Here is a 23,967-nt window from a genome sequence, read left to right as displayed (position 1 = left end):
TTCTCGTTGGTGGTCATACGGTGACTCCGGATAACACGGTAGGGGTACCGTTTTGTTATCCGGTTTGAAGCCGTATGACCACTCCCTTTTGTGGGCAACTGTCAGGTGAATACCATCTCCATACAAACCGTAGTCCTTGGGCTACGGTTTTTTTATACCTGATTTCGATTTAGCCAACCTCTTACACTGCTCTCCCCTTCGGCGGGATATGCGCCCGACATGAACACTAAAGCCACGGGCGGGCACGGTATTGGTTCCCCCTGCAAACCGCCGAGTCGAGTTCAACGGGTCAGGAGCGCCATCAGGGATGATAGCGCAGCCGCAGCCGGCACAGGGATGTGCAGTCTGCGGCGCTCCGTCCGACCCGTTGGACGAGACGAGGGAACCCGCGAAGCGGGTGGTTTGCCGGGGGAGAAGACCTTTGGTGACTTTGGGTCTTTCCAAAGTCACTCGCCCCAGCCCGAAGGGCGGGCGAAACCCTGTCGAGGGCAGCGCCCTCGTGTCCTGCATGGCAAAGCCATGCCATCCAAGCGTTGGCTGGCATTTCGCCGGGGAATGACGTTAGCTCCCCCTCACCCTGGCCCTCTCCCGCAAGGGGAGAGGGGATCTGAGCGAAGGATGCCGAGGCTTCGGCAAACCACAAACAAAAACCGCAGCCTTGAGCTGCAGTTTTTATTTCTATTCCCCAAACACGCTTTGGCCCAAGCCAAAGCCCTATTTCCCCAACCCCTTGCACAGCACTCCTCCTGCGGCGGGATAGGCGGTGAGCGTCTCATAGAGGGCGGCGCGCAGGCTGCCGGATTGGCAGAAATCACAGCTGCCGCCAGCGTCGATATCGGTGATGCGGGCGCCTTGCAGCCCCTCCTTCACCAGATAGGTGCTGACAAAACGGTAGGTGCCGCTGGGGGTGTCGAGCGGGGTGCCCGGCTCGCCAAAGGTGAAGCGCACCTTGACCTCGCTGCGATCCCGGCTGCCGGCGATGATGCGCGACGAGAGGATCTCCGAGCCCAGCAGGTTATCCCAGGCGTTGGGCAGGAAGGGGTTGCCCTCGACGAAGGGGGGCTTCTCGTCCGGGGCTTCGCGAGTGGCTATCTCCCGCGCCTTGGAGGCAGCATTAAGCAGGCAGAGCAGCTCGGGGGAGACGATGCCTGGCAGTGCGCCGCCGAGATCGCTCTGATAGAGGCCGCTCGGTTTGACTTGGCGCTCCCAGACCAGAAACTCGGCCACCTTGGCCCGTACTTGGGCCTGCATATCGGGGGCAGTGGCGGCCACAGACAGCCCGGACGCCAGCAGAGGCAGGGCCAGAAACGGCCTCCAGTTCAACTTCATGACGTCATCTCCTTGTTATTCTTGAAAAACAGAGCCGCCATCGGGCCGGTTTATGCCGTATATTGGCCCTCTCCCTACCACAAAGGAACTGCCTCTTGAGACCCTATCCCGCCCTGTTGCTCTTGCTGGCAACCACTGCCGTTCAGGCCGAACAGGATTGTACTGCGCCGGTGACACAAACCGACATGAACATCTGTGCGTTTCAGGATTACCAGCGAGCCGATGCCAAGCTCAATGCCGCCTATAAAAAGCGGGTTGCCTCCCTGGAGAAGGCACAGCTGGAGAGGCTGAGAACTGCGCAACGGGCCTGGATCGCCTTTCGCGATGCCCAGTGCCGTTACGAGGCCGGCGTCTATGAAGGGGGATCAATGGCGCCCATGGTCCACAGCAGTTGTCTCACCCAGTTGACCGAGGCGCGCACCAAATACCTGAACACACTGCCAGACCAGCCATGATCAGAGGAGCCAACCAGATCAGGTAGGAACTGGGGGCAAGCAACAGACGGCTTGCAGGCACTCCGGTGAGTAATGATGCGAGCCCCCTCACCCTGACCCTCTCCCCCAAGGGGCGAGGGGATCAGACCGAAGGATGTCGAGGCTTCGGCAGGCTACAAACAAAAACCGCAGCCCAAGGGCTGCGGTTTTTTTATTGGCTCAACCTGTTGGCACCAGGCACCAACAGGACAACCGGCCTTAGGCACGGCGCCAGCTGGTCTTGCCGGCGCTGTCTTCCAGCACGATACCCATCTCGGTGAGACGGTTGCGGGCGGCATCCGCCGCGGCCCAGTTCTTGTCGGCGCGTGCCTGATTGCGCTCGGCGATCAGGCGCTCGATCTCGGTAACCTCTTCGTCTGCTTCGTCACCCTTGAGGAAAGCCTCGGGGTCTTGTTGCAGGATGCCGAGCACGGCGCCCAGTTCCCGCAGACGGGCACCGAGGCCAGCGGCGACAGCGATGTCTTCACCCTTCTGGCGGTTGATCTCGCGCACCAGGTCGAACAGGGCGGAGTAGGCTTCCGGGGTGTTGAAGTCGTCGTCCATGGCATCAACGAAGCGAGCCACCTGCTCGTCACCACCGGCGGCGGCCGCCGCCGGCAGATCGCGCAGGGCGGTGTACATGCGCTCCAGGGCGGCGCGGGCTTGCTTCAAGTTATCTTCCGAGTAGTTGAGCTGGCTGCGGTAGTGGCCAGACATCAGGAAGTAACGGACGGTTTCGGCGTCGTAGTGGGCCAGCACATCACGGATGGTGAAGAAATTGCCAAGGGATTTGGACATCTTCTCTTTATCCACCATCACCATGCCGCTGTGCATCCAGGTGTTGACGTAGTCGCCGCCGTGGGCGCAGCAGGACTGGGCAATCTCGTTCTCGTGGTGGGGGAACTGCAGATCGGAGCCGCCGCCGTGGATGTCGAAATGGTTGCCAAGGTGCTTGGAGTTCATGGCGGAGCACTCGATGTGCCAGCCAGGGCGACCCGGGCCCCAGGGGCTGTCCCAGGTCGGTTCGCCGGGCTTGGACATCTTCCACAGCACGAAGTCGAGCGGGTTGCGCTTGGCATCCACCACGTCGACCCGGGCACCGGCCTGCAGCTGCTCCAGATCCTGGCCGGAGAGCTTGCCGTAGTCGGCGTAGGACTCGACGATGAACATCACATCGCCGTTGTCCGCCACGTAGGCGTGCCCTTTTTCCAGCAGGGTTTCAACCAGGGCGATGATCTCGCCGATGTGCTGGGTGGCGCGGGGTTCGATGTCCGGGCGCACCATGCCGAGGGCGTCGAAATCCTGGTGCATGTCGCCGATGAGGCGCTCGGTGAGATCGTCACAGGTCACGTGCGTTTCGGCGGCGCGCTTGATGATCTTGTCGTCCACGTCGGTGACGTTGCGCACATAGGTGAGGTCGTATCCTGCATAACGCAGGTAGCGAGCGACGACGTCGAAGGCGACGAAGGTACGGCCATGGCCGATATGACAGTGATCATAGATAGTGACGCCACACACATACATGCCCACCTTGCCCGGGTGGATAGGTTTGAATTCTTCTTTTTGACGAGTGAGTGTGTTGTATATCTTCAGCATCTTATGACCACTGCCTGTGAGTAAAATGGCCTGCCATTCTAACCGCATCCGGTATAGAAAACGAGGCAGAAAAAGCCCCCTCTCCCCCCTGCCATCTATGCCGCAGGGCCTTGATGGGCTAGAATTGCCACCACTTTATGCCATACACCTGCGGGCACCTTGCTGCCCGCGTCAAAATGAAAGGACAACTCATGGTTACTCTGCACACCAACCACGGCGACATCACCCTGACCCTGAACGCGGAAAAAGCCCCGGAGACCGTGGCCAACTTCCTGCAATACTGCCGTGACGGTCACTACGACAACACCATCTTCCACCGCGTCATCGACGGCTTCATGATCCAGGGTGGCGGCTATGCCCCGGGCTTTGAAGAGAAAGAGACCCGCGCTCCCATCAAGAACGAGGCGGCCAACGGTCTGTCCAACAAGGTCGGCACCATCGCCATGGCCCGCACCATGGAGCCGCACTCCGCCAGCGCCCAGTTCTTCATCAACGTGAACAACAACGACTTCCTGGACTTCAAGTCCGCCACCACCCAGGGCTTCGGCTACTGCGTGTTCGGTGAAGTGACCGCCGGCATGGACGTGGTCAACAAGATCAAGGGCGTGAAGACCGGCAACTACGGCCGCATGCACCAGGACGTTCCGACCGAAGACGTCGTCATCACCAAGGTGACCCTTGCCGAGTAATCCCTGCCGGCCAGGCTCTGACACAACTGCGGCCCCGGCCGCAGTTTTTCCATCTGCCGCCCCCAACTGGCGCCGCCTCGACTATCTGGCCCAGGGCAACGAGCGTCAGCGCTCGGCCCACGCCCTGCTGAGCGGCGGCCTGTGGGATGAGCTTGGCCCCCTGTGCAACGATCTGGCCCTGGTGAGCACGATCGCCATCGGGCTGGATAGGCCCGGCAGCGATCTCGACATCCTCTGCCAGCATCCGGACCCGGCCTTCCTTGCCGCGACACTGGCCGCACAAGGCTGGCAGGTGCGAAGCAAGGGCGAACAGGTCTGGATCGCCGAGCAGCAACGCCACGGGCCAGATGACCAGTGCTGGCCAGTCGAGCTCTACCTCACCCCTGATCCCCTCGAGATGTGTCATGGCTGGCGCCACCTCAGCCTGATGGCCGTCCTGCTTGAGCGCTTTGGCGCCCCCTTCCACCGGGAGGTGCTGCGCCTGCGTTTTGATGAAGGGCTCAAGGGGGAAGCGGCCATGTGCCGCCTGCTGGGTCTGTCCGGCGACCCTTACGAGGCGTTGCTGACCCTGGAGGGCGTCAACCTTGCGGGGCTCTGCTGCCCTTCCCTCCCCCACCCGCTCGACGAGCAAGGTCACAGGCCTTGTCCGCCCCCCAGGCGGGACTCTCTTACCATGATGCCCAGGAACTCATGAGCACCCTCTTTATCAGTGACATTCACCTCAGCCAAGGCAGGCCCGACATGACGGCGGCCCTGGTGCGCTTTCTGGCCGAAGACGCGCCCGGTGCCGACGCCCTCTATGTGCTGGGGGATCTGTTCGAATTCTGGATTGGGGACGACGACCCCAACCCGCTCCACCGCGAGGTGGCCGATGCCTTTCTCGCCCTGAGCCAGCAAGGGGTGCCCCTCTATTTCATTCACGGCAACCGCGACTTCCTCTTGGGGCGCCAGTTTGCCAAACGGGCCGGCATGACCCTGCTCGGCGACCCCTGCGTCATCGAGCTGTACGGCGAGCGGGTGCTGCTGAGCCACGGGGATCTGCTCTGCACCCGGGACGAGGGCTACCAGAAGTTTCGCCGCATCACCCAACAGAAGTGGCTGCGCTGGCTCTTCCTGCGCCTGCCGCTCTCGCGCCGCCAGGCCATCGCCCACAAGATGCGCGGCCAGAGCCAGATGGAGAATGCCCACAAGAGCCAGATCATCATGGACGTGACTCCGGAGGCGGTAGACGAGATGCTGCGCCAGCACGGCTGCCGCCTGATGATCCACGGCCACACTCACAGGCCCGCCATCCACGACTTCACCCTGGATGGACGTGCGGCGCGGCGCATCGTGCTGGGGGACTGGTTCGAGCAGGGGTCGGTGCTGGTGTGCTCCCCCGCCGGGCAGCGCCTCGACACCCGCGCGCTCGGCTGAGGCCCTCTGCCTGCCATGGTCATGAGCGAGTCTCATATGACCATTTCTGACTCACGCCGTGCTGTGGCGGGATACAAGCAGGATCCCTGCATATACTCTGGTTCTCTGCACATAACGAGGAGATGACCATGGGATTTCTTACTTGGGTGGTACTGGGGCTGATCGTCGGCATCTTGGCTAAATGGATCATGCCGGGCAAGGATGGCGGCGGTTTCTTCATGACAGTGATCCTGGGGGTGGTCGGTGCCATGGTGGGGGGCTATGTCAGCACCCTGCTCGGGATGGGAACGGTCACCGGCTTCAACCTGCCGAGCATCATCATCGCCACCGTTGGCGCCCTGATCGTGCTGTTTGTCTACAACAAGCTGCGCAGTTGAGACCCAGCCACCCATCGATGCGAGGGCGCCAGTGGCGCCCTCGCTGTTTTCTGCCCCGCTGGCTCCATCTTGCCAAGACCACCCGCTCTCATCCCCCGTGCCTTAGCCCGGCCCGGGCTTGCATCATTTCTAGTTGAGGCGTCTAATAACCCCCATGCCAACCAGCGACGCTCTGCCCCGCCGCCCTCGCGGCCGCCCTGCCCAGCACGGGCACACCTATGCCGACACCCGGGATCTGTTGATCCGCCGGGGCATGGAGCTGCTGACCGAACAGGGCATCGCCGCCACCTCCATCGAGCGGGTGTTGCAGTCGACCGGGATCCCCAAGGGCTCCTTCTATCACTACTTCGCCACCAAGCACGACTTCACCCTGGCGGTCATGGATGCCTATCACCATTACTTCTGCCGCAAGCTGACGCGCTATCTGGAGGATGAGAGCCTGCCCCCCCTGGCCCGTCTTGTCGCCTTCGTCGACAGCGCCTGCCGGGGCATGACCCGTTATGCGTTCCAGCGGGGCTGCCTTGTGGGCAACCTGGGTCAGGAGGTGGTGCAACTGCCCCCCGATCTGCGCCTGCGCCTCGAGCAGATCCTCCTCGACTGGGAGGCACTGCTCGCCCGCTGCCTGAGGGATGCGGTGACGGCGGGGGAGCTGCCCCCTGATTGTGACTGCCCTGCCCTCGCCCATCAGTTCTGGATCGGCTGGGAAGGGGCCGTACTGCGCGCACGACTGGTGGGCGATACCGAGCCCATGCTCTCTTTTCTCCGCTTTTTCATGACCTTGGCCAAATAGGTTTTTTACGAAGATTAATAGTCAGTCAGTCCAATTAATGGGAGTAGACAAGATGTTCAACGGTATTCTGATCGAGAAAGACGAGGCGGGTTATCGCGCCAGCTACCAGAGCCTCTCCGAGGAGATATTGCCTGCCGGGGATGTGACCGTGGCGGTACAGTGGTCTTCCCTCAACTACAAGGATGGCCTGGCCCTCACCGGTGCCTCCCCTGTGGTACGCCGCTTCCCTCTGATCCCCGGCATCGACTTTGCCGGTACCGTGCTGGAGAGCCAGCATCCCGACTGGCACCCCGGCGACAAGGTGGTGCTCAACGGATGGGGCGTGGGCGAGACCCACAGTGGCGGGCTGGCAGAGCGGGCACGGGTCCGGGGCGACTGGCTGGTCGCCCTGCCTGAGCGCTTCCAGCCCCGGGACGCCATGGCCATCGGCACCGCAGGGTACACCGCCATGCTCTGCGTGATGGCGTTGGAGAAGCACGGCATCACCCCCGGTGACGGTGACATTCTGGTGACGGGCGCCAACGGCGGTGTGGGCAGCGTGGCGATCACCCTCCTGGCCAAGCTGGGCTATCGGGTCGTGGCCGCCACCGGGCGGCTGCACGAGGCCGACTATCTGACGTCCCTCGGCGCCGCCGAGGTGATCGATCGCGCCGAACTGGCCACACCGGGACGCCCGCTGGGCAAGGAACGCTGGGCCGGCGTCATCGACACCGTCGGCAGCCACACCCTGGCCAATGCCTGCGCCACTACCCGCTACGGCGGCGCCGTGGCCGCCTGCGGTCTGGCGGGAGGGATGGACTTCCCCTCCACCGTCATGCCCTTCATCCTGCGCGGCGTTACCCTCTATGGCATCGACAGCGTGATGGCACCGCGCCCGCTGCGCCAGCAGGCCTGGGCCCGACTGGCCGAGGATCTCGACCTGACCCGCCTCCATCTCCTCACCCGGGAAGTGCCCCTCTCCCAGGTCGTGACCCTGGGGGATGCCTTCCTGGCAGGCCAGGTGCGCGGCCGGATCCTGGTCAATGTCCAGGGGTGATGACTGACGCGATATGAGCCGGCTCGCCTGACCAAGTCAGGCGAGCCTCTCCAGGGCATTTCGCAGCCACACGGAACGTCACCCCCCCTTCCCATCGTCCATGACAATGGACAACAGATGCGTTCAAACACTCAAGTGCAGGTTTCCCGGACAGAGGGACCGAGACATCTCTATAGGCAGCACCTTCCCGCTGCGCCCCATCCCCCATCGATGCAGACAACCGTCACGCCTCATCGACAAGCCCCTGCCCTGGATACCCGTATTCGCCGAAATGAGGCCCTGTTCGCCCACGACTGCGAACCATTGTCTTGCCCACTGACAGACCCCCGTTAAACAATCGATGCATCGAACAAATAATTCAGAATAGGAATACGTTTTATTTATCACCGCATATAAAAAGGGCGCATAACCTTGTATTAAACCTGTTTTTTGTATGGAAAAGCCCGAATCAAATGACAGGGGTGCATTACACTCAAAACGACGCTTCATACCCAGAAAGTGTGAAGAGTTCGTCAACGAAGAGATGTCGGATGATTCTATTTTCTTGGCTGGAGTGTGCTTATGTTCGACTCGAAACTTAAAAAAGAGCTGGCAGCAGAACGAGAGAGGGCCTTGAAAAGCGAGGCTCTGGATCATGCCATGCACGATCATCTTCCCATGATTGAATTCACCACCGATGGTTATATTCTCGATGCCAGCCCGCTTTTTCTTCATTCCGTCGGCTACTCCCTCAATGAGATCGTGCAGCAGCATCACGCCATGTTCTGCATGAAAGAAGATACCGACTCTCCCTCCTATCGGGAATTCTGGCGAGATCTGGCAAATGGGCACAGCCAGCATGGCACCTTCCACCGGGTTGGCAAACAAGGCAAGGAAATATGGCTGGAAGCCACCTATTTCCCCGTCAGCCAGGGCGGAAAAATAATCAAGATCATCAAAATAGCGTCAGATGTGACGGTGCAACATGATCTGCTCATGACTCAAAAAGCAATATTTGAGGCGTTGGATCGCTCCCTCGCCGTCATCGAGTTTGAACCAACTGGTGTTGTTATTTCCGCCAACCGTAATTTCCTTGATACCATGGGCTATCGACTCGATGAAATTAAAGGCCATCAACATCGCATGTTTTGTGATGAGCTGTTTTACCGGGAACATCCCGATTTCTGGCAGGAGCTGGCTCAGGGTACGTTCAAATCGGGGCGCTTTCAGCGATTTGATAAAAAAGGCCATGAAGTCTGGTTGGAGGCAACCTACAACGCTGTGCGGGGCAGCCATGGCAAGGTGATCAAGGTCATCAAGTTTGCTTCCAATATCACCCCGCAGATCAGCAAAGATCAGGCCGTACAACATGTGGCCAAGGTGGCAAATGAAACATCTGTCACAACCAAATCCTCCGCCATCAAAGGAGAGGACATGTTGACCACCGTCGTCTCCACTTCGGACAATATTGTCAGGCAGATGGAACATGCCAGCACCTTGATGAGCAAGCTTCACGCTCAATCCCAGAATATCACCGCCATCGTATCCACCATCAGCAGCATTGCAGACCAGACCAACCTGCTCGCGCTCAATGCCGCCATCGAAGCGGCGAGAGCCGGCGAACAAGGCAGAGGCTTTGCCGTCGTGGCCGATGAAGTTCGTCAACTGGCGGCAAGAACCTCCCTATCGACCAACGAAATAGCCAATGTCGTCAGCCAGAATCAGCAACTCACCAGGCAGGTCAGTGAGCAGATCCAGTCCGCGGCAGACGGCGCCATCCACGGGCAAAAGCAGATCGATGACGTTGCAAAAGTGATGGAGGAGATAAGACACGGAGCAGAAGAGGTATCGACCATCATCTCGGAACTCTAGATAAATCTGGGAAGCACTCAGGAGCCTGCCATCGAGCAGGCTCTTTGATGTTCACACCAGGGGTCGCAGCTTGGCACGTGCAGATTCAAGAGATGAACCGGCTCTTCAGGTCGCTGCCATTCTGGCAGTCAATTGACTAGAAACAAAAAGGCCACTATTGCTAGTGGCCTTAGTAACTCTTTGATTTTAATGGTGCCTGAGGCCGGAATCGAACCGGCACGACGCGAACGTCGAGGGATTTTAAATCCCTTGTGTCTACCGATTTCACCACTCAGGCACCGCAATCGGTATCAAGTCCGCGGGCGGGCTTGTCAATATGGAGGCACGTTCCGGAGTCGAACCGGACTAAACGGATTTGCAATCCGCTGCATAACCGCTTTGCTAACGCGCCATGCAAAAGAGAGGAACTCTCTATTGTCTGAATTTGGAGCGGGAAACGAGACTCGAACTCGCGACCCCGACCTTGGCAAGGTCGTGCTCTACCAACTGAGCTATTCCCGCATCGGTCTGGCTGACTGCCTGACTGTGAGAACGCATTCTAGCGATGTTCCCAGCCCAGTCAACCAAAAACATTTAATACGCTGATCGTTCGGGTGTTTTTTACCCTTTTCCCACACTTTTGCAGCTCATGGCCGTTTCTCGGCGCCAGTGGCAGAGAAACGGCCATCTTCCCGTTTGGACTAGAACCGGGAGTGGTAGCTCAGATCGCCCCAGGCGGCCTTCATGTACTGGAACATGGACCAGAAGGTGAGCACGGTGGCCACGTAGAGCAGCACATAGGCGAGCCACACCATCCAGATGTCGTATTGCCAGATGAGGCCGGTGAGCGACACCATCTGGATCATGGTCTTCCATTTGCCAATCCAGCTGACCGCCACCGAGGAGCGCTTGCCAAGCTCGGCCATCCATTCACGCAGGGCGGAGATGATGATCTCCCGGCCAATCATGGTCATGGCGGGGATGGTGACCCAGACGGTGTTGTAGTGCTCGACGATGACCACCAGGGCCGCCGCCACCATGATCTTGTCGGCCACCGGATCGAGGAAGGCGCCAAAGGCGGTGGACTGGTTCAGCTTGCGGGCAAGATAGCCGTCAAACCAGTCGGTTGCGGCCGCCAGGATAAAGACGATGGCCGCCGCCATGTAGGACCACTGATAGGGAAGGTAGAACAGGATGACGAAGACGGGGATGAGCAAAATCCGAAAGAACGTCAGCAGGTTAGGAATATTTGTCATTATTTTCAGCCACTTCTTGTATGCCGCTACATGGTAGCCCCAAGCCGATCGCGGATGCAACCGAACTGGCGCCCTCCTTGGTCCATTAATCCATCAATAACCTCAGGATGCCGGTCATTATGGCATTTGGGAGCCCCCTGCGTCACGGCTCTTGTGCGCAGGCGGCACGCCCTGATGCCCCCTGGCGTGACCTCCTTCACACCAAAGGCAGCGCTAGAGCGAGTGCAATGCGTCGTGAATGGACTGGGCCAGCTCCTGGCTGATGCCGGGCACCTTGGCGAGCTCGTCCACCCCGGCTTTTTTCACCTCCTGCAAGCCACCCAGGTATTTGAGCAGCGCCTGTCGCCGTTTCGGCCCCACCCCGGGAATGTCCTCCAGGGTACTGGTGGTGCGCGCCTTGGCGCGCCTGGCCCGGTGGCCCGTGATGGCAAAGCGATGGGATTCATCGCGAATGTGCTGGATGAGGTGCAAGGCGGGCATGTCCGCCGGCAAATGCAGCTCTTCGTGGCTGTCCCCCAGGATCAGGGTTTCCAACCCCGCCTTGCGGGTCACCCCCTTGGCGATGCCCACCAGCAGCGGGTATTTGCCGCCGAGAAACTCCAACTGGCGCGCCAGGATCTCCTCCGCGCGGCGCAACTGGCCGAGACCGCCGTCGATAAACAGCACATCCGGCACCTTGTCCGGCTCCTGCTGCTTGCCAAAGCGGCGCTCCAGCGCCTGCTCCATGGCGGCGTAGTCATCCCCGCCGGTGATACCGTCGATGTTGAAGCGGCGGTATTCCGAGGAGAGCGGCCCCTCCCGGTTGAACACCACGCAGGAGGCCACGGTGCGCTCCCCCATGGTGTGGGAGATATCGAAGCACTCCATGCGGGCGATGGGGCTCTCGAGCTCCAGCAGCTCCTCCAGCTGATCGTAACGGGCGGTGATGGTGCTCTTGTGGGCGAGGCGCGAGCGCAGCGCAGTCTGGGCGTTGATGGAGGCAAGCTTGATGAAGCGGGCCCGTTCGCTGCGCGTCCGGCTCACCACCCGCACCTTGTAGCCGGCGGTCTGGCTCAGGGTGTCGGCGATGACGCTCTCATCCTCAAGCGCCACGTCCAGCAGCACCTCGCTCGGGATCTGCCGTCCCCCCTGCCCCGACAGATAGAACTGCAGCAGGAAGGATTGCACCACCTCGTCAAGCGGGGTATCGGCCGGCACTTTCGGGAAGTAGCTGCGCGATCCCAGCACCTTGCCCTGGCGGATGAAGAGCACGTGGATGCAGGCGGTCCCCTGCTCGAAGGCCACCCCCACCACGTCGAGCTCGTCCAGCACGTTGCCGCTCACCGACTGCTGCTCGGTGACCCGGCGCAGCGCCTGGATCTGATCCCGGTAGCGGGCCGCCTCCTCGAAGCGCAGATCGCCGCTGGCGGACTCCATCTTGCCCACCAGTTCGCCGATCACCTGCTGGTTCTTGCCCGCGAGGAACAGCTTGGCCAGCGCCACCTGCTGGGCATACTCGGCCTCGCTCACCAGCCCCGCCACACAGGGGCCGGCGCAGCGCTTGAGCTGGTAGAGCAGGCAGGGGCGGGTACGGTTGGCATAGACGGCATCCTCGCACTGGCGCACCGGGAAGATCTTCTGCATCAGGTGCAGGCTCTCGCGTACCGCGCCGCCGGAGGGGTAAGGGCCGAAATACTCCCCCTTCACCTTGCGGGCGCCGCGATGGACGCCGATGCGCGGGTGCCGATGGTCGGTGATGATGATCCAGGGGTAGGACTTGTCATCCCGCAGCAGCACGTTGTAGCGGGGCTGGTACTGCTTGATGAGGTTGTGCTCGAGGATCAGCGCCTCGGTCTCGGTGTGGGTGACCGTTACCTGCACATCGGCAATCTGGCGCACCAGGGTGCGGGTCTTGATGCTGTCGACATTGGCCCGAAAGTAGGAGGCGAGCCGTTTCTTGAGATCCTTGGCCTTGCCCACGTAGATGACGGTGCCGCCGCTGTCGTACATGCGATAGACACCGCTCTGGTGGGTGACGGCGCTCAGAAATGCCTTGCTGTCAAAATGGGGCTCGGGAGAGAGGGTCATCGGCAACTCGACTCAACGGATGAATGCAAAAAGACGGGGAGAGCATACTGCCCACAGCCTGCAAAAAGCAAAAGGCGGCCGGTGCCGCCTTTGGTGTCCACACGCCCCCGTTACAGGGTATCGGCATCCAGCATGCCATAACGAATGGCCAGATGGGTCAGCTCCACGTCACCGTTGATCCCCAGCTTGCTGAACAGGCGGTAGCGGTAGCTGTTGACCGTCTTCGGGCTCAGGTTGAGCTGCTCGGAGATGTCGGTCACCTTCTGCCCCTTGGTGATCATCATCATGATCTGCAGCTCCCGCTCGGAGAGGGACTTGAAGGGGTTCTCGTCGGCGGAGGCGAACTGGCTCAGGGCCATCTGCTGGGCGATCTCCGGGGAGATGTAGCGCTGACCGGAGTGAACCAGGCGAATGGCGTGGATCATCTCGTCCGGCGCGGCCCCCTTGGTGAGGTACCCGGCGGCGCCCGCCTGCATCACCTTGGTGGGGAACGGATTTTCTGAATGAATGGTCAGCACTATGATGCGTACATCGGGGCGGATCCGCAGGATCTTGCGGGTCGCTTCCAGACCGCCGATGCCCGGCATGTTCATGTCCATCAGGATCACATCGGGGTGATGTTGCCGACAGAAGGCCACCGCGGTTTCCCCGCTCTGCGCCTCGCCCACCACCTTGATCCCGCGGACGTCTTCCAAAATGCGTCTTATCCCTGTACGCACCAACTCATGATCATCGACCAGGAATACATTAATCACCCAAACACCCCGTTTTTTATCTCGTTATATGCCAGTTAGGGTTAACACGGCGTCTTGCATCATAACCAAACTCGATGATTTGGCAAACCATGGGCGGGAAAAGTTTGAAATTGCTCGTAAAATCCGTTTTAAATCAAATTATTATACAAAGAATCAATTAAAAAACGGCGCCCTGGGGCGCCGTGTTGCATCAAAGCCGTTCCGCCAGCCTCAACCGGCCAGCAGCGCTCGCACCTTGTCGAGATCGGCCTGGGTGTCCACCCCCACCGGCGGGGCTTGCAGCGCCTGGGCCACGTGGATCTTCTCCCCGTACCAGAGCACCCGCAGCTGCTCCAGGGCTTCGACCTGCTCGAGCACGCTCGGTGCCCAGTCCACGTAACGCTGGATGAAGCCTGCGCGATAGGCGTAGATGCCGATGTGGCGCTGGTAGTGATCGCCAATCTGCTCGCGGCTTTGGGTAAAGCGGTCCCGATCCCAGGGGATGCTGGCGCGACTGAAATAGAGGGCATACCCCTCCCGGTCGGTCACCACCTTGACGGCATTGGGATTGAACGCCTCTTCGGCATCCCTGATCGGCACCGACAGCGTCGCCATGGGCGCGCTGGCCGCGGCCAGGTTGTCCGCCACCTGGCGGATGATGACGGGGGGAATGAGGGGCTCGTCCCCCTGCACGTTGACGATGATGGTGTCGGCGGCAAAGCCGTAGTGACGGCACACCTCGGCCAGACGCTCGGTGCCGGACTGGTGATCCGGTGAGGTCATGCACACCTCGAACCCGGCAGCGGCGGCAAAGGGAGCCAGAGCCTGCTGCACCCGCTCGTCATCGGTGGCGACGATCACCCGATCGGCGCCCGATTGCAGGGCCTTCTCCACCACGTGCTGCACCATGGGCTTGCCGTGAATGTCGGCCAGCGGCTTGCCCGGCAGCCGGGTGGAGGCGTAACGGGCAGGAATGACGACGACGAAACTCATGGCTTCAGCTCTTCCAGCGCCAGGTGACGGGCCCGGTTCTCCAGCAGCACCGGGATCCCCTCCTCCAGGGGATAGGCCAGTCTGTCGAAGCGGCAGATGAGCTCCTGAGGGCCCTCGGCGTGCGCTTGATAGTGCAGTTTCCCCTTGCAGACCGGGCAGGCGATGATGTCGAGCAGTTTAATATCCAGTGCCACAACGAAACTCCTTTAACGATTTCCCACAGGCGATCTTGCCTGGCATGTCAATGTGCAGGGCCAGCCCCCGAGTCCGGGCGCTGGCCGTCTGTTCCAATCCGGTGGCGCCCGTCAGGGCGCCTGGTGCCCGTCCCTTCTTCCGGGCTGCGGGCCCAGGGTGCGCAGCAGCGCCTCCCCCAGGGCATCGGGCAGCTCGGCGCTGACCGGCAGATACCACCAGTTGTCCGGGGCGAAGGGGCGGCACTTGACCGCATCCTTCTCGGTCATCAGCAAGGGGCGCTGGCCGAAGCGGGCCAGCAACTCGGCGGCGTCGAACGCCTGGTGATCCCCGTAGCCGACGCTCTGCACCAGCTCGTAACCAAGGGCGGTCAGGGTGGCGAAGAAACGGGGGGGATGGCCGATGCCCGCCAGGGCATCCACCGGCCCCGAGAGGGGGGCCGTGAGAGGCGCATCGTCGCACACCCGGCGCAGGGTATCCGGCACCAGGCGCATGGCGTACTCGCCACGGGCGGGTTCGCCGCCGTTGCAGATGATGGCGTCCACCCGCTTGAGGCGGGTCGTGGGCTCGCGCAGCGGCCCCATGGGCAGCAGACAGCCATTGCCAAAGCGGCGCGCACCGTCCACCACCACCAGTTCGATGTCACGGGCCAGGGCATAGTGCTGCAGGCCGTCGTCGGTGACAATGATGTCCACCTCACCGCTTTGCTCCAGCAACCGCACAGCATCGGCCCGTCTGGGGGCCACCGCCACGGGGCAGCCGCAGCGTCTTGCGATGAGCACGGGCTCATCCCCGGCCTCGGCCGGGGTGCTGCTCTCATCCAGTCGATAGGGGTAATGGGGCGCCTTGCCGCCATAGCCGCGGCTCACCACGCCGGGGCGCCAGCCCCGGGCCAGGAGTTGTTCCACCAGCCAGACCACCACCGGGGTCTTGCCGTTGCCCCCCACCGAGAGATTGCCCACCACCACCACCGGCAGGGTGGCCCGATAGGCGCTGAGCCAGCCCCGGCGATACCCCAGACGGCGGACGCCGCTGATCAGGGCAAACAGCAGGGCGAAGGGGGCCAGCCCCCAGCGCCAGAGGCTGTTCCCGTACCAGAGTCTGGCCAGCATCAGCCCTTGTTACCCGTGGCTGTATTACCAAACTGAATGGCCCGCAGCTGGGCATAAGTACCATGCATGTCCATCAGGGTTTGGTGGTTGCCGCGCTCGACGATGTGTCCCTCGTCGATCACCAGGATCTCGTCCGCCTTCTCGATGGTGGAGAGGCGGTGGGCGATCACGAGGGAAGTGCGCGCCTTGCACAGCTCGTCAATGGCCGCCTGGATGTGGCGCTCGGACTCGGTGTCCAGGGCCGAGGTGGCTTCGTCCAGCAGCAACACCGGAGAGTCCCGCAGCAGGGCGCGGGCGATGGCGATGCGCTGGCGCTGGCCGCCGGAGAGGGAGGCGCCGTTCTCGCCGATGACGGTGTCATAGCCTTCCGGCATCTTGCTGACGAAGTCGTCCGCATGGGCGATGCGGGCCGCCTGCTGGATCTCGTCGCGGCTGTACTTCTCTTCCGCCGCGTAGGCGATGTTGTTGGCCACCGAGTCGTTGAAGAGGTGCACGTGCTGGGAGACCAGGGCGTACTGCTTGCGCAGCTCGCTCAGGCGGTATTCGCGGATGTTGACGCCATCCAGCAGAATTTCCCCCTCTTCGATGTCATAGAAGCGGGTCAGGAGGCTCGCGATGGTGCTCTTGCCGGAGCCGGAACGACCCACCAGGGCCACCGATTTGCCCGCCTCCACCTTGAAGCTGATGTTGCGCAGCGCCGGTGTCTCCTTGGTCGGGTAGGTGAAGGTGACGTTGCGAAACTCGATTTCACCTCGGGCACGTTCCAGGGTGCGAGTGCCGGTGTCCTGCTCCGGAGTGGAGTCCAGCAGACCGAACAGGCTCTGGCAGGCGGTGATGCCGCGCTGGAACTGGTTGTTCACGTCGGTCAGGCTTTTCAGCGGCTTGAGCAGCATCATCATGGAGGTGACCATGACGGTGAAGGTGCCCGCGGTCAGGGTCGCCTTGACGCTGTCGATGGTGGCGACATAGAGGAAGACTGCAAGGGCCACGGAGGCCACCATCTGGACGATGGGGCTGCCGATGGCGTCGGCGGCGACCATCTTCATGGTCTGCTGGCGCATCCGGTTGCTCACCTGGTAGAAGCGCTTGTCCTCCACCTCCTGGCCCCCGAACATCAGCACCTCTTTGTGCCCCTTGAGCATCTGCTCGGTGGAGGTGGTGATGTCACCCACCGCCTGCTGGATGTGGCGGCTTATCTTGCGAAAACGTCGGCTGATGATGCTGATGAGGATCCCGACCAGGGGCCCCACCACCAGGAAGATCACCGACAACTGCCAGGAGTGCCAGAACATCAGGCCCAGCAGGCCGATGACGGTGGCCCCTTCCCGCACCAGGGAGACCAGGGTCGAGCTCGCGGCGGACGACACCTGACCGGCGTCATAGGTCACCTTGGAGAGCAGGTTGCCGGTGTTCTGGCGGTCGAAGAAGCTCATGGGCATGGCCATCAGGTGGCTGAACACCTGCTGCTGCAGGCGCATCACCACGTGGTTGCCGACCCAGGCCATGCAGTAGTTGGAGAGGAAGGCGGCGCAGCCGCGCAGAGCCACGATGCCGAGGACGAAGAAGGGCATCCACTTGAGCACGCTGCTGTCGTTGCCGTTGAGCCCCTGATCGATAAGCGGTTTGATGGAGTAGACGAAGGTGGTATCCACGGCCGCATAACCCAGCATGCCAATGATGCCGCCCACCAGACCCAGCTTGCGATCCCGGACATAACCGAGCAGGCGCTTGAAGACGGTCCAGCTCTCTTGTGAGGTTTCTTGTTGCATGAATAGCCGTTAATAAGGGAAATGACGGGCTATTCTAGCCAAACCTTGGAGCTACACCAAGCGCCGCTGGCGCGATGGCTACAACCCGGGTCACAAATGAAGGCCGCCACTTGCCGGGCTGGCTCACCGGCTCCTCACTCCCTTCCCCATACCTGCGGCTGCCACCAGGGGCCGCCACGCCTGTACCAGGGCCCCTGCTCCCGCTCGGCCCGGATCCTGAGCCCCGCGCCCCCCGGCTCGATCAGGATGGCGCCATCCTGCCCCGTGACCCACTGCCGCGCCCCCTGGTATCGCGCCACCACCTCGGGGCGGGGAAAGCCCCACTGGTTCATGAAGCCTGCGCTGTGCACCACGAAGGCAGGTTTCACCGCCGCCACGAAGGGGGCCGTGGAGGAGGTGCGACTGCCATGATGCGGGCTCACCAGCAGGGTGCAGGCCAGCCCCGCGCCCTCACCCTCCTCCAGCGCCAGTGCCAGCAGGCGGCGCTCTGCCTGCTGCTCGATGTCGCCGCTCAGCAGCAACCGATGACGCCCGTCGTCCAGCTGCACCACGCAACTGTCATTGTTGCGCCCCGCCCCGGCTGCCAGGGGCCAGAGCACCCGCACATCCAGTCCCTGCCAATGCCACTGCTGACCTCGGCGGCAGGCCTGGGTAGCCGGTGCAAAGGGGAAGGAGGAGAGCTCCCGGCGCACCGCCATGCTCTGCAGCAGAGCCTGCCGGTTGCCCGCGTGATCCCTGTCTCTGTGGCTGATGATCAGGGTGTCGATCACCCGGATGCCGAGCCGGTTGAGCAGGGGCAGGATGGCTGCATCCGCCATGTTGTAGCCCCCGGGGTAGCGATCCCCGGTATCAAACAGGATGGCCCGATCCCCCCGGGTGACGAGCACCGAGAGCCCCTGCCCCACGTCCAGCACCCGCACCTGCCAGGAAGCGGGAGCAGGCCAGAGGGCGAGCAGCAGGGCCGCCGCCACCGGCCCCCCCAGGGTGCGCCCTCCCGGCAGGTGCCATCCCGTCCACAGCAGGATCAGCAGGGCGCTGGCGGGCATCAGCCAGCCGGGCACCGGCCACCAGAGCTGCAGGCGATCCGCCAGCTGCGTGAGCCCCCACAGCACCCACTCCAGGCCGAAGGCGGAGACCCAGAGCAGGCCGTGGGCCAGCAACGTGGAGAGGGGCGCCACCAGCACGCCGATGAGCGCCAGGGGAATGATGACAAGGCAGAACAGCGGCAGTGCCAGCAGATTGAGCAGAAACGCCAGGGGCGCCATCCCCTCGAACAGCAGCAGTTGCAGGGGCAGCAATCCGAGTAGCAGCAGAAGTTGCAGCCGCACCAGGCCGGGGCGATCGTGCAGCAGGCTCGCCAGCAACAGCAGGGCCACCGCCAGAAAAGAGAGCCAGAACCCCGCAGAATAGAGGGCGAAAGGGTCCCACAATGTCAGTACCACAAAGGCCCACAGCCAGATCCGGTGGCTCGGCCAGTCCCGCTTTAGCCAGCGCAGCAGGCTCCACACCAGCACCATGATGAGGGCACGCTCGGTGGCCACCGCAAACCCCGCCAGCCAGCTGTAGGTGGCCGCGAACAGGAGTGACACGCAGATAGCCCCGCGCAGCCCGAACAGCCGCCCGAGCCACCAGCCGAGCACCGCTACCAGAGCGATATGCTGGCCCGAGATGGCGATGATGTGGGTCAGGCCGCTGCCGCGAAAGAGTTCCCACTGGGCATCCGTGATCCCTCCCTGTTCCCCGAAGGTGAGGGCCGCCAGCAGGGGGGCCTGCGCCATCCCCTCCCAGGCGCGACTCGCCGCCGCCAGCCAGCGATCGCGCACACCCGGGGGCACGGCATCCAGGGCGATGACCCGGCGCAGGTTGCCGGTGGCGGTGATCCCCTTGCCAAGGAGCAGGCGCCGCCCATCCATCCCCGCTTCGTTGGCCAGGCCATGGGCCGGCTTGAGAGAGGTCACCAGGGTGACGCGGCTGCCGGCAGGCAACGGCGGCAACACCTGATAGGCATTGACCCGCACCAGGGGTGGCACGATGAGGGGGCGATCGTCCAGGGTGTCGAGGCGCAGCAGCAGGCGCGCAAATTTATCCCCCTCTTTCTCTCCCGAAGACTCCGTACTTTGCACGTGTGCGGTTATGATGTGGCTCGTTTTTTTGCCAAGCTGATCCAGCCAGGCAAGCCGGTAGTGCAAATTCACCTGCATCCAGAGGATGCCGAGCAGCAGAAACAGCAGCCGCCAGCAACGACCACCGGCGAGGGGGAGCGCGAGCAGCAGCATCAGGCCACCCCATTCCCATGAAGGCAGCCATGGCCAAAGCAGTGAGGAGCTTGCCCCCAGGGCAAACGACAACAGACGCAGATCCATGGAGCAAGTATTTAGCAAGGTTCAGAACATGCCCAAACGAATCATACAGCGCTGGCTACCCGACCCGGCGACCCTCAAGGAACACAAGCACTTGCGACTCTTTGGCAAGCTGCTGCTGGATGCCAACCTCTGGCATCTCAACCGGCGCTCCGCCGCCGGTGCCTGTGCGGTCGGCCTCTTCATGGCCTGGGTTCCCCTCCCCTGCCAGATGCTGCTGGCCGCTGGCGGCGCCATCGCCTGCCGGGTCAACCTGCCCCTCTCGGTAGCCCTGGTCTGGCTCTCCAACCCCCTGACCATGCCACCGCTGTTTTATGGCGCCTATCTGGTGGGCTGCCAGTTGCTGGGGCAACCCTCCCAGCACATCGAGATCACCTTCACCTGGGCCTGGCTGGTGTCGGTGTTCGAGACGGTGGCCCCGCCGCTCTTGCTGGGCTCCCTGGTGCTTGCCCTGCTGAGCGCCCTCGTCGGCTATGTCCTGGTTCGCGCGGGCTGGCGCCTGAGCACGGTGCGCCAGTGGCAAAAACGCAAGGTGGCGCGCCCATGCTGAATCGCTGGTTGGCCCGCTTCAAGATTGACCCCGATACCCTGCGCCAACAGAAGTGGTTCGCCCTCTTTGGCGAGCGACTGCTGACCCCCGCCCTCTGGCAAGGGGGAACGCGGGCCCTCTGTGGCGCCGTGGCGGCCGGGCTGTTCGCCAGCTGGGTCCCCATGCCCATGCACTCCCTGGTGGCCGTCGCCCTGGTGCTGGCGTTCAGCTTCAACCTGCCGCTGGCCCTCTTGGCGGTCTGGTTCAACAACCCGCTGACGCTCCCCTTCATGTACCTCTACGCCTATCGTACCGGTTGCCTGGTGCTGAACGAGACGCCAGCCCCTTTCCATCTCACCTGGTCCCTGCACTGGCTGGAGCAGGAGGCAGCCACCCTGGTGCCCCCCTTCCTGCTCGGCAGCCTGCTGCTGGCGGTGCTGAGCGCCGCCGCCGGCGCCTTGCTCACCCTGCTGCTGTTACAACTGGGCAAGCTGACCCGCCCCCGCTAGGTTGCCAGCACGCCGTCCTTGTCTCGGGCGGCGTGCCTTGCCATCGTCTGCCTCTGCCACCACACTCCTTGTAACCCGTTGTTTTTCGACCCCCATTCGAAACAAGGAGCCCACCATGGCCGAACCGCTCACGCTGGCCCATGCCAATGGCAACCCCCTCTCCCTGCTCCCCGCCATGGCCAATCGCCACGGCCTTATCACCGGGGCCACCGGCACCGGCAAGACAGTCACCCTGCAGGTGCTGGCGGAGGGGTTTTCCCGCCTAGGCGTGCCGGTCTTTCTGGCAGACGTGAAGGGGGATCTGAGCGGCCTGGGCGCCGCCGGCACCCCCTCTGCCAAGCTGGATGCCCGTCTGGCCCAGCTCGGCCTTCAGGCACCCGACTTTGCCGCCAGCCCCACCCTGTTCTGGGATCTCTTCGCCGAAGAGGGCCACCCGGTGCGGGCCACCGTCTCCGACATGGGGCCTCTGTTGCTTGCACGCCTGCTCGGCCTCAACGACACCCAAAGCGGGGTGCTGGAGCTGGTGTTCAAGGTGGCGGACGACGAGGGGTTGCTGCTGCTCGATCTGAAAGACCTGCGGGCCATGGTGCAGTTTGCGGGGGAGCACGCCAAGACTCTCACCACCCGCTACGGCAATGTGTCGACCGCCTCCATCGGCGCCATCCTGCGCAACCTCCTCACCCTGGAGAGCGCGGGCGGCGATCACTTCTTCGGCGAGCCCATGCTGGACATCCAGGATCTGATGCAGACCGACGAGGCGGGCCACGGCCATATCAATGTGCTGGCCGCCGGCAAGCTCACCCAGTCCAGCCGCCTCTATGCCTGCTTCCTGCTCTGGCTGCTCTCCGAGCTGTTCGAACAGTTGCCCGAGATAGGGGATCCGGAAAAGCCCGTGCTGGTGTTCTTCTTCGACGAGGCCCACCTGCTGTTCAAGGATGCACCCAGGGCGCTGCTGGAGAAAATTGAGCTGGTGGTGCGCCTCATCCGCTCCAAGGGGGTGGGCGTCTATTTCGTGACCCAGAGCCCGGCCGACATCCCCGACAGCGTGCTGGGGCAGCTTGGCAACCGGGTGCAGCACGCCCTGCGCGCCTTCACCCCGAGCGATCAGAAGGCGGTGCGCATCGCCGCCAACACCCTGCGGGCCAACCCTGCCTTCGACGCCGCCGGAGCCATCACTGAACTGGGGGTCGGGGAGGCGCTCATCTCCCTGCTCGACGAGAAGGGGAGGCCCAGCGTGGTGGAGCGCGCCTTCATCGCGCCCCCGGCCAGCCGCATCGGCCCCCTGAGCGCGGCCGAGCGCCAGGCGCTTATTCAGGGCTCATTGCTCTACGGCAGATACGACACCCAGGAGGACAGGGAGTCCGCGTTCGAGCGACTTCAGGAGACATCGCCCGCCGCCGGTGACGAGACCGCTTCCCCACAGACCGACCAGGGCGGCGGTCTGCTGGATGCCTTGAATGGCATCCTGTTCGGTCGCACCGGCCCCCGTGGTGGCCAGCATGATGGGGTGGTGCAGACCGCCGCCAAGAGCGTGGCCCGCACCCTCGGCAACGAGGTGGGACGCCAGCTGATGCGCGGGGTGCTCGGCTCCCTGCTGGGGAGCAGCAAGCGGCGCCGCTGATGCCGGAAAATGAAAAAGCCCGCCGATGCGGCGGGCTTTTGATGGCTGAAGCAAGGCGCTTGGCGCAGATGCTTCTCTCTTACAACACCTTGGCAATGGCGTCGCAGAGGGGATCAATGTTGGCGCGGGTGATGCCTGCCACGCTGATCCGGCCGGAGCCGACGATGTAGATGGCGAATTCGCTCTTGAGGCGCTCCACCTGATCCTTGGAGAGACCGGAGAAGGAGAACATGCCGTTCTGTTCGCGGATGAAACTGAAATCCTGGTTCACCCCCCGCTCGGCCAGCTTCTCCACCAGCAGCTCGCGCATCTCGCGAATGCGCACCCGCATGGCGGCCACTTCTTCCACCCACTCCGCATAGAGGGCCGGGTCGCTCACCACGGTGGTGACAACGGCGGCGCCGTGTGACGGCGGGTTGGAGTAGTTGGCACGAATGACGGTCTTCACCTGGGTGAAGGCGACGTCGGCCACCGCCTTGGTCGCGCAGACCAGGGTGAAGGCGCCGACCCGCTCGTTGTAGAGGCCGAAGTTCTTGGAGAAGGAGCTCGCCACCAGCAGCTCGTCGTGGCACTCGGCGAAGATGCGAAGGCCTTCGGCATCCTCTTCGATACCCCGGGCGAAGCCTTGATAGGCGAAGTCAAAGAGCGGCAGCCAGCCGGCGGCGGCACTCTGCCTGGCCAGGGCGCGCCACTGCTCGGTGGTGGGGTCGATACCAGTCGGGTTGTGGCAGCAGCCGTGCAGCAGCACCAGATCCCCCGCCTGCGCGTCAGACAGGGAGGCCTGCATGGCGGCGAAGTCGAGTCCCTTGGTGGCGGCGTCGTAGTACTTGTACCACTTGACGGTCAAACCGGCCGCCTGGAACACGCTGACGTGGTTCGCCCAGGTGGGATCGGAGATCCAGATGGTCTTGGCGAGATTGTTGCGTACCACGAACTCGGCGGCGATGCGCAGGGCACCGGTACCGCCCGGCGCCTGCGCCGTCTTGGCGCGGCCGCTGGTCACCAGGGCGGCATCACGGCCGAACAGCAGTTGCTGCACGATGCGGCCGTATTCGATATTGCCTTCGATACCGAGGTAGTTCTTGGTCTTCTCGTCGGTCAAGAGCTTCTGCTCGGCTTGCTTGACGCAGTGAAGGATAGGAGTGGCACCGGTCTCATCCTTGTAGATACCGACCCCCAGATTGATCTTGTGGCTGCGAGTGTCGGCACGGAAGGCTTCGGTCAGGCCCAGGATCGGATCCGCTGGGGCGGCAACAACCTTTTCAAACATGGTATTCCCTGTAGTCCGT

General features: G+C 62.8%; 22 protein-coding genes and 3 tRNA genes. 11 read left to right on the top strand and 14 right to left on the bottom strand.

Going from position 1 to position 23,967, the window contains the following annotated elements:
- Window positions 1-714: 714 nt before the first annotated feature.
- Complete coding sequence (locus AB7E19_RS03750; protein ID WP_427934629.1) at window positions 715-1,329, bottom strand: hypothetical protein; 615 nt, start codon at window positions 1,327-1,329, stop codon at window positions 715-717.
- 95 nt (window positions 1,330-1,424) lie between these two features.
- Here AB7E19_RS03750 and AB7E19_RS03745 point away from each other — a divergent pair, with 95 nt between their 5' ends.
- Window positions 1,425-1,784 (top strand): lysozyme inhibitor LprI family protein, encoded by a 360-nt coding sequence (locus AB7E19_RS03745; RefSeq protein WP_408785870.1) that lies wholly within the window; start codon window positions 1,425-1,427, stop codon window positions 1,782-1,784.
- 237 nt (window positions 1,785-2,021) lie between these two features.
- Here AB7E19_RS03745 and cysS read toward each other — a convergent pair whose 3' ends face one another.
- A complete protein-coding gene (gene cysS / locus AB7E19_RS03740; protein WP_427934628.1) occupies window positions 2,022-3,398 on the bottom strand; it encodes a cysteine--tRNA ligase in 1,377 nt (458 codons plus the stop codon).
- Between the two features lie 191 nt (window positions 3,399-3,589).
- Between cysS and AB7E19_RS03735 the strand changes: the two genes are divergently transcribed.
- From AB7E19_RS03735 to AB7E19_RS03705, 7 genes are all read left to right on the top strand, one after another.
- On the top strand, window positions 3,590-4,087 hold the full coding sequence (locus AB7E19_RS03735; protein WP_010675220.1) for a peptidylprolyl isomerase: 498 nt from the start codon (window positions 3,590-3,592) through the stop codon (window positions 4,085-4,087).
- On the top strand, window positions 4,077-4,781 hold the full coding sequence (locus AB7E19_RS03730) for a DUF4269 domain-containing protein (protein ID WP_427934627.1): 705 nt from the start codon (window positions 4,077-4,079) through the stop codon (window positions 4,779-4,781). The genes AB7E19_RS03735 and AB7E19_RS03730 overlap by 11 nt, the downstream gene beginning before the upstream one ends.
- Window positions 4,778-5,503 carry a UDP-2,3-diacylglucosamine diphosphatase gene (gene lpxH, locus AB7E19_RS03725; protein WP_103242916.1) on the top strand — a complete coding sequence of 242 codons (726 nt, stop codon included), beginning with the start codon at window positions 4,778-4,780 and terminating at the stop codon, window positions 5,501-5,503. Before AB7E19_RS03730 ends, lpxH begins: the two co-directional genes overlap by 4 nt.
- A gap of 128 nt (window positions 5,504-5,631) precedes the next feature.
- Window positions 5,632-5,880: a GlsB/YeaQ/YmgE family stress response membrane protein gene (locus AB7E19_RS03720; RefSeq protein WP_010675223.1), complete on the top strand. Its 249-nt coding sequence runs from the start codon at window positions 5,632-5,634 to the stop codon at window positions 5,878-5,880.
- Window positions 5,881-6,034: 154 nt separating this feature from the next.
- Complete coding sequence (locus AB7E19_RS03715) at window positions 6,035-6,670, top strand: TetR/AcrR family transcriptional regulator (protein WP_427934626.1); 636 nt, start codon at window positions 6,035-6,037, stop codon at window positions 6,668-6,670.
- Window positions 6,671-6,722: 52 nt separating this feature from the next.
- The gene (locus AB7E19_RS03710) at window positions 6,723-7,706 is read left to right on the top strand and encodes an MDR family oxidoreductase (RefSeq protein WP_427934625.1); all 984 of its coding nucleotides are present in this window, start codon (window positions 6,723-6,725) and stop codon (window positions 7,704-7,706) included.
- Between the two features lie 561 nt (window positions 7,707-8,267).
- Window positions 8,268-9,557, top strand: coding sequence for a methyl-accepting chemotaxis protein (locus tag AB7E19_RS03705; protein WP_161469689.1), 1,290 nt, complete (start codon window positions 8,268-8,270; stop codon window positions 9,555-9,557).
- 190 nt (window positions 9,558-9,747) lie between these two features.
- On the opposite strand, the gene AB7E19_RS03700 is transcribed toward AB7E19_RS03705, so the two are convergent.
- The 11 genes from AB7E19_RS03700 to AB7E19_RS03650 form a co-directional block, all read right to left on the bottom strand.
- Window positions 9,748-9,834: transfer RNA gene (locus AB7E19_RS03700), tRNA-Leu, on the bottom strand.
- 40 nt (window positions 9,835-9,874) lie between these two features.
- Window positions 9,875-9,948 (bottom strand) — tRNA-Cys (locus AB7E19_RS03695).
- Between the two features lie 34 nt (window positions 9,949-9,982).
- A tRNA-Gly gene (locus tag AB7E19_RS03690) sits at window positions 9,983-10,058 on the bottom strand.
- A 179-nt stretch (window positions 10,059-10,237) separates the two neighbouring features.
- Window positions 10,238-10,792 (bottom strand): CDP-diacylglycerol--glycerol-3-phosphate 3-phosphatidyltransferase, encoded by a 555-nt coding sequence (gene pgsA, locus AB7E19_RS03685; protein ID WP_010675229.1) that lies wholly within the window; start codon window positions 10,790-10,792, stop codon window positions 10,238-10,240.
- Between the two features lie 213 nt (window positions 10,793-11,005).
- Window positions 11,006-12,859, bottom strand: a complete 1,854-nt coding sequence (uvrC, locus tag AB7E19_RS03680) for an excinuclease ABC subunit UvrC (RefSeq protein ID WP_161653772.1) — start codon at window positions 12,857-12,859, stop codon at window positions 11,006-11,008.
- 110 nt (window positions 12,860-12,969) lie between these two features.
- The gene (gene uvrY / locus AB7E19_RS03675; protein ID WP_010675231.1) at window positions 12,970-13,614 is read right to left on the bottom strand and encodes a UvrY/SirA/GacA family response regulator transcription factor; all 645 of its coding nucleotides are present in this window, start codon (window positions 13,612-13,614) and stop codon (window positions 12,970-12,972) included.
- Between the two features lie 210 nt (window positions 13,615-13,824).
- Window positions 13,825-14,586 carry a 3-deoxy-manno-octulosonate cytidylyltransferase gene (kdsB, locus tag AB7E19_RS03670; protein WP_103260399.1) on the bottom strand — a complete coding sequence of 254 codons (762 nt, stop codon included), beginning with the start codon at window positions 14,584-14,586 and terminating at the stop codon, window positions 13,825-13,827.
- The gene (locus tag AB7E19_RS03665) at window positions 14,583-14,780 is read right to left on the bottom strand and encodes a Trm112 family protein (RefSeq protein ID WP_010675233.1); all 198 of its coding nucleotides are present in this window, start codon (window positions 14,778-14,780) and stop codon (window positions 14,583-14,585) included. The genes kdsB and AB7E19_RS03665 overlap by 4 nt, the downstream gene beginning before the upstream one ends.
- Window positions 14,781-14,891: 111 nt before the next feature.
- On the bottom strand, window positions 14,892-15,890 hold the full coding sequence (gene lpxK / locus AB7E19_RS03660; RefSeq protein ID WP_322131660.1) for a tetraacyldisaccharide 4'-kinase: 999 nt from the start codon (window positions 15,888-15,890) through the stop codon (window positions 14,892-14,894).
- Entirely contained in the window at window positions 15,890-17,659 is a 1,770-nt protein-coding gene (msbA, locus tag AB7E19_RS03655) for a lipid A ABC transporter ATP-binding protein/permease MsbA (RefSeq protein WP_042014329.1), read from the bottom strand. Before msbA ends, lpxK begins: the two co-directional genes overlap by 1 nt.
- A 134-nt stretch (window positions 17,660-17,793) precedes the next feature.
- The gene (locus AB7E19_RS03650) at window positions 17,794-19,935 is read right to left on the bottom strand and encodes a DNA internalization-related competence protein ComEC/Rec2 (protein ID WP_322131661.1); all 2,142 of its coding nucleotides are present in this window, start codon (window positions 19,933-19,935) and stop codon (window positions 17,794-17,796) included.
- A 115-nt stretch (window positions 19,936-20,050) separates the two neighbouring features.
- On the opposite strand from AB7E19_RS03650, the gene AB7E19_RS03645 reads away from it, so the two are divergent.
- From AB7E19_RS03645 to AB7E19_RS03635, 3 genes are all read left to right on the top strand, one after another.
- Window positions 20,051-20,569, top strand: coding sequence for a DUF2062 domain-containing protein (locus AB7E19_RS03645; protein WP_010675237.1), 519 nt, complete (start codon window positions 20,051-20,053; stop codon window positions 20,567-20,569).
- Entirely contained in the window at window positions 20,563-21,057 is a 495-nt protein-coding gene (locus AB7E19_RS03640) for a DUF2062 domain-containing protein (protein ID WP_039040273.1), read from the top strand. The genes AB7E19_RS03645 and AB7E19_RS03640 overlap by 7 nt, the downstream gene beginning before the upstream one ends.
- Before the next feature lie 115 nt (window positions 21,058-21,172).
- Complete coding sequence (locus tag AB7E19_RS03635; RefSeq protein ID WP_254231567.1) at window positions 21,173-22,678, top strand: helicase HerA-like domain-containing protein; 1,506 nt, start codon at window positions 21,173-21,175, stop codon at window positions 22,676-22,678.
- Window positions 22,679-22,757: 79 nt separating this feature from the next.
- On the opposite strand, the gene AB7E19_RS03630 is transcribed toward AB7E19_RS03635, so the two are convergent.
- Complete coding sequence (locus tag AB7E19_RS03630) at window positions 22,758-23,948, bottom strand: amino acid aminotransferase (protein ID WP_010675240.1); 1,191 nt, start codon at window positions 23,946-23,948, stop codon at window positions 22,758-22,760.
- Window positions 23,949-23,967 lie beyond the last annotated feature (19 nt).

The organism is Aeromonas sp. (assembly GCF_050252055.1).
Lineage (GTDB): Bacteria > Pseudomonadota > Gammaproteobacteria > Enterobacterales > Aeromonadaceae > Aeromonas > Aeromonas caviae.
Note: the sequence above shows the minus strand (reverse complement) of the source record. Positions and strands in the feature narration are given on the sequence as shown.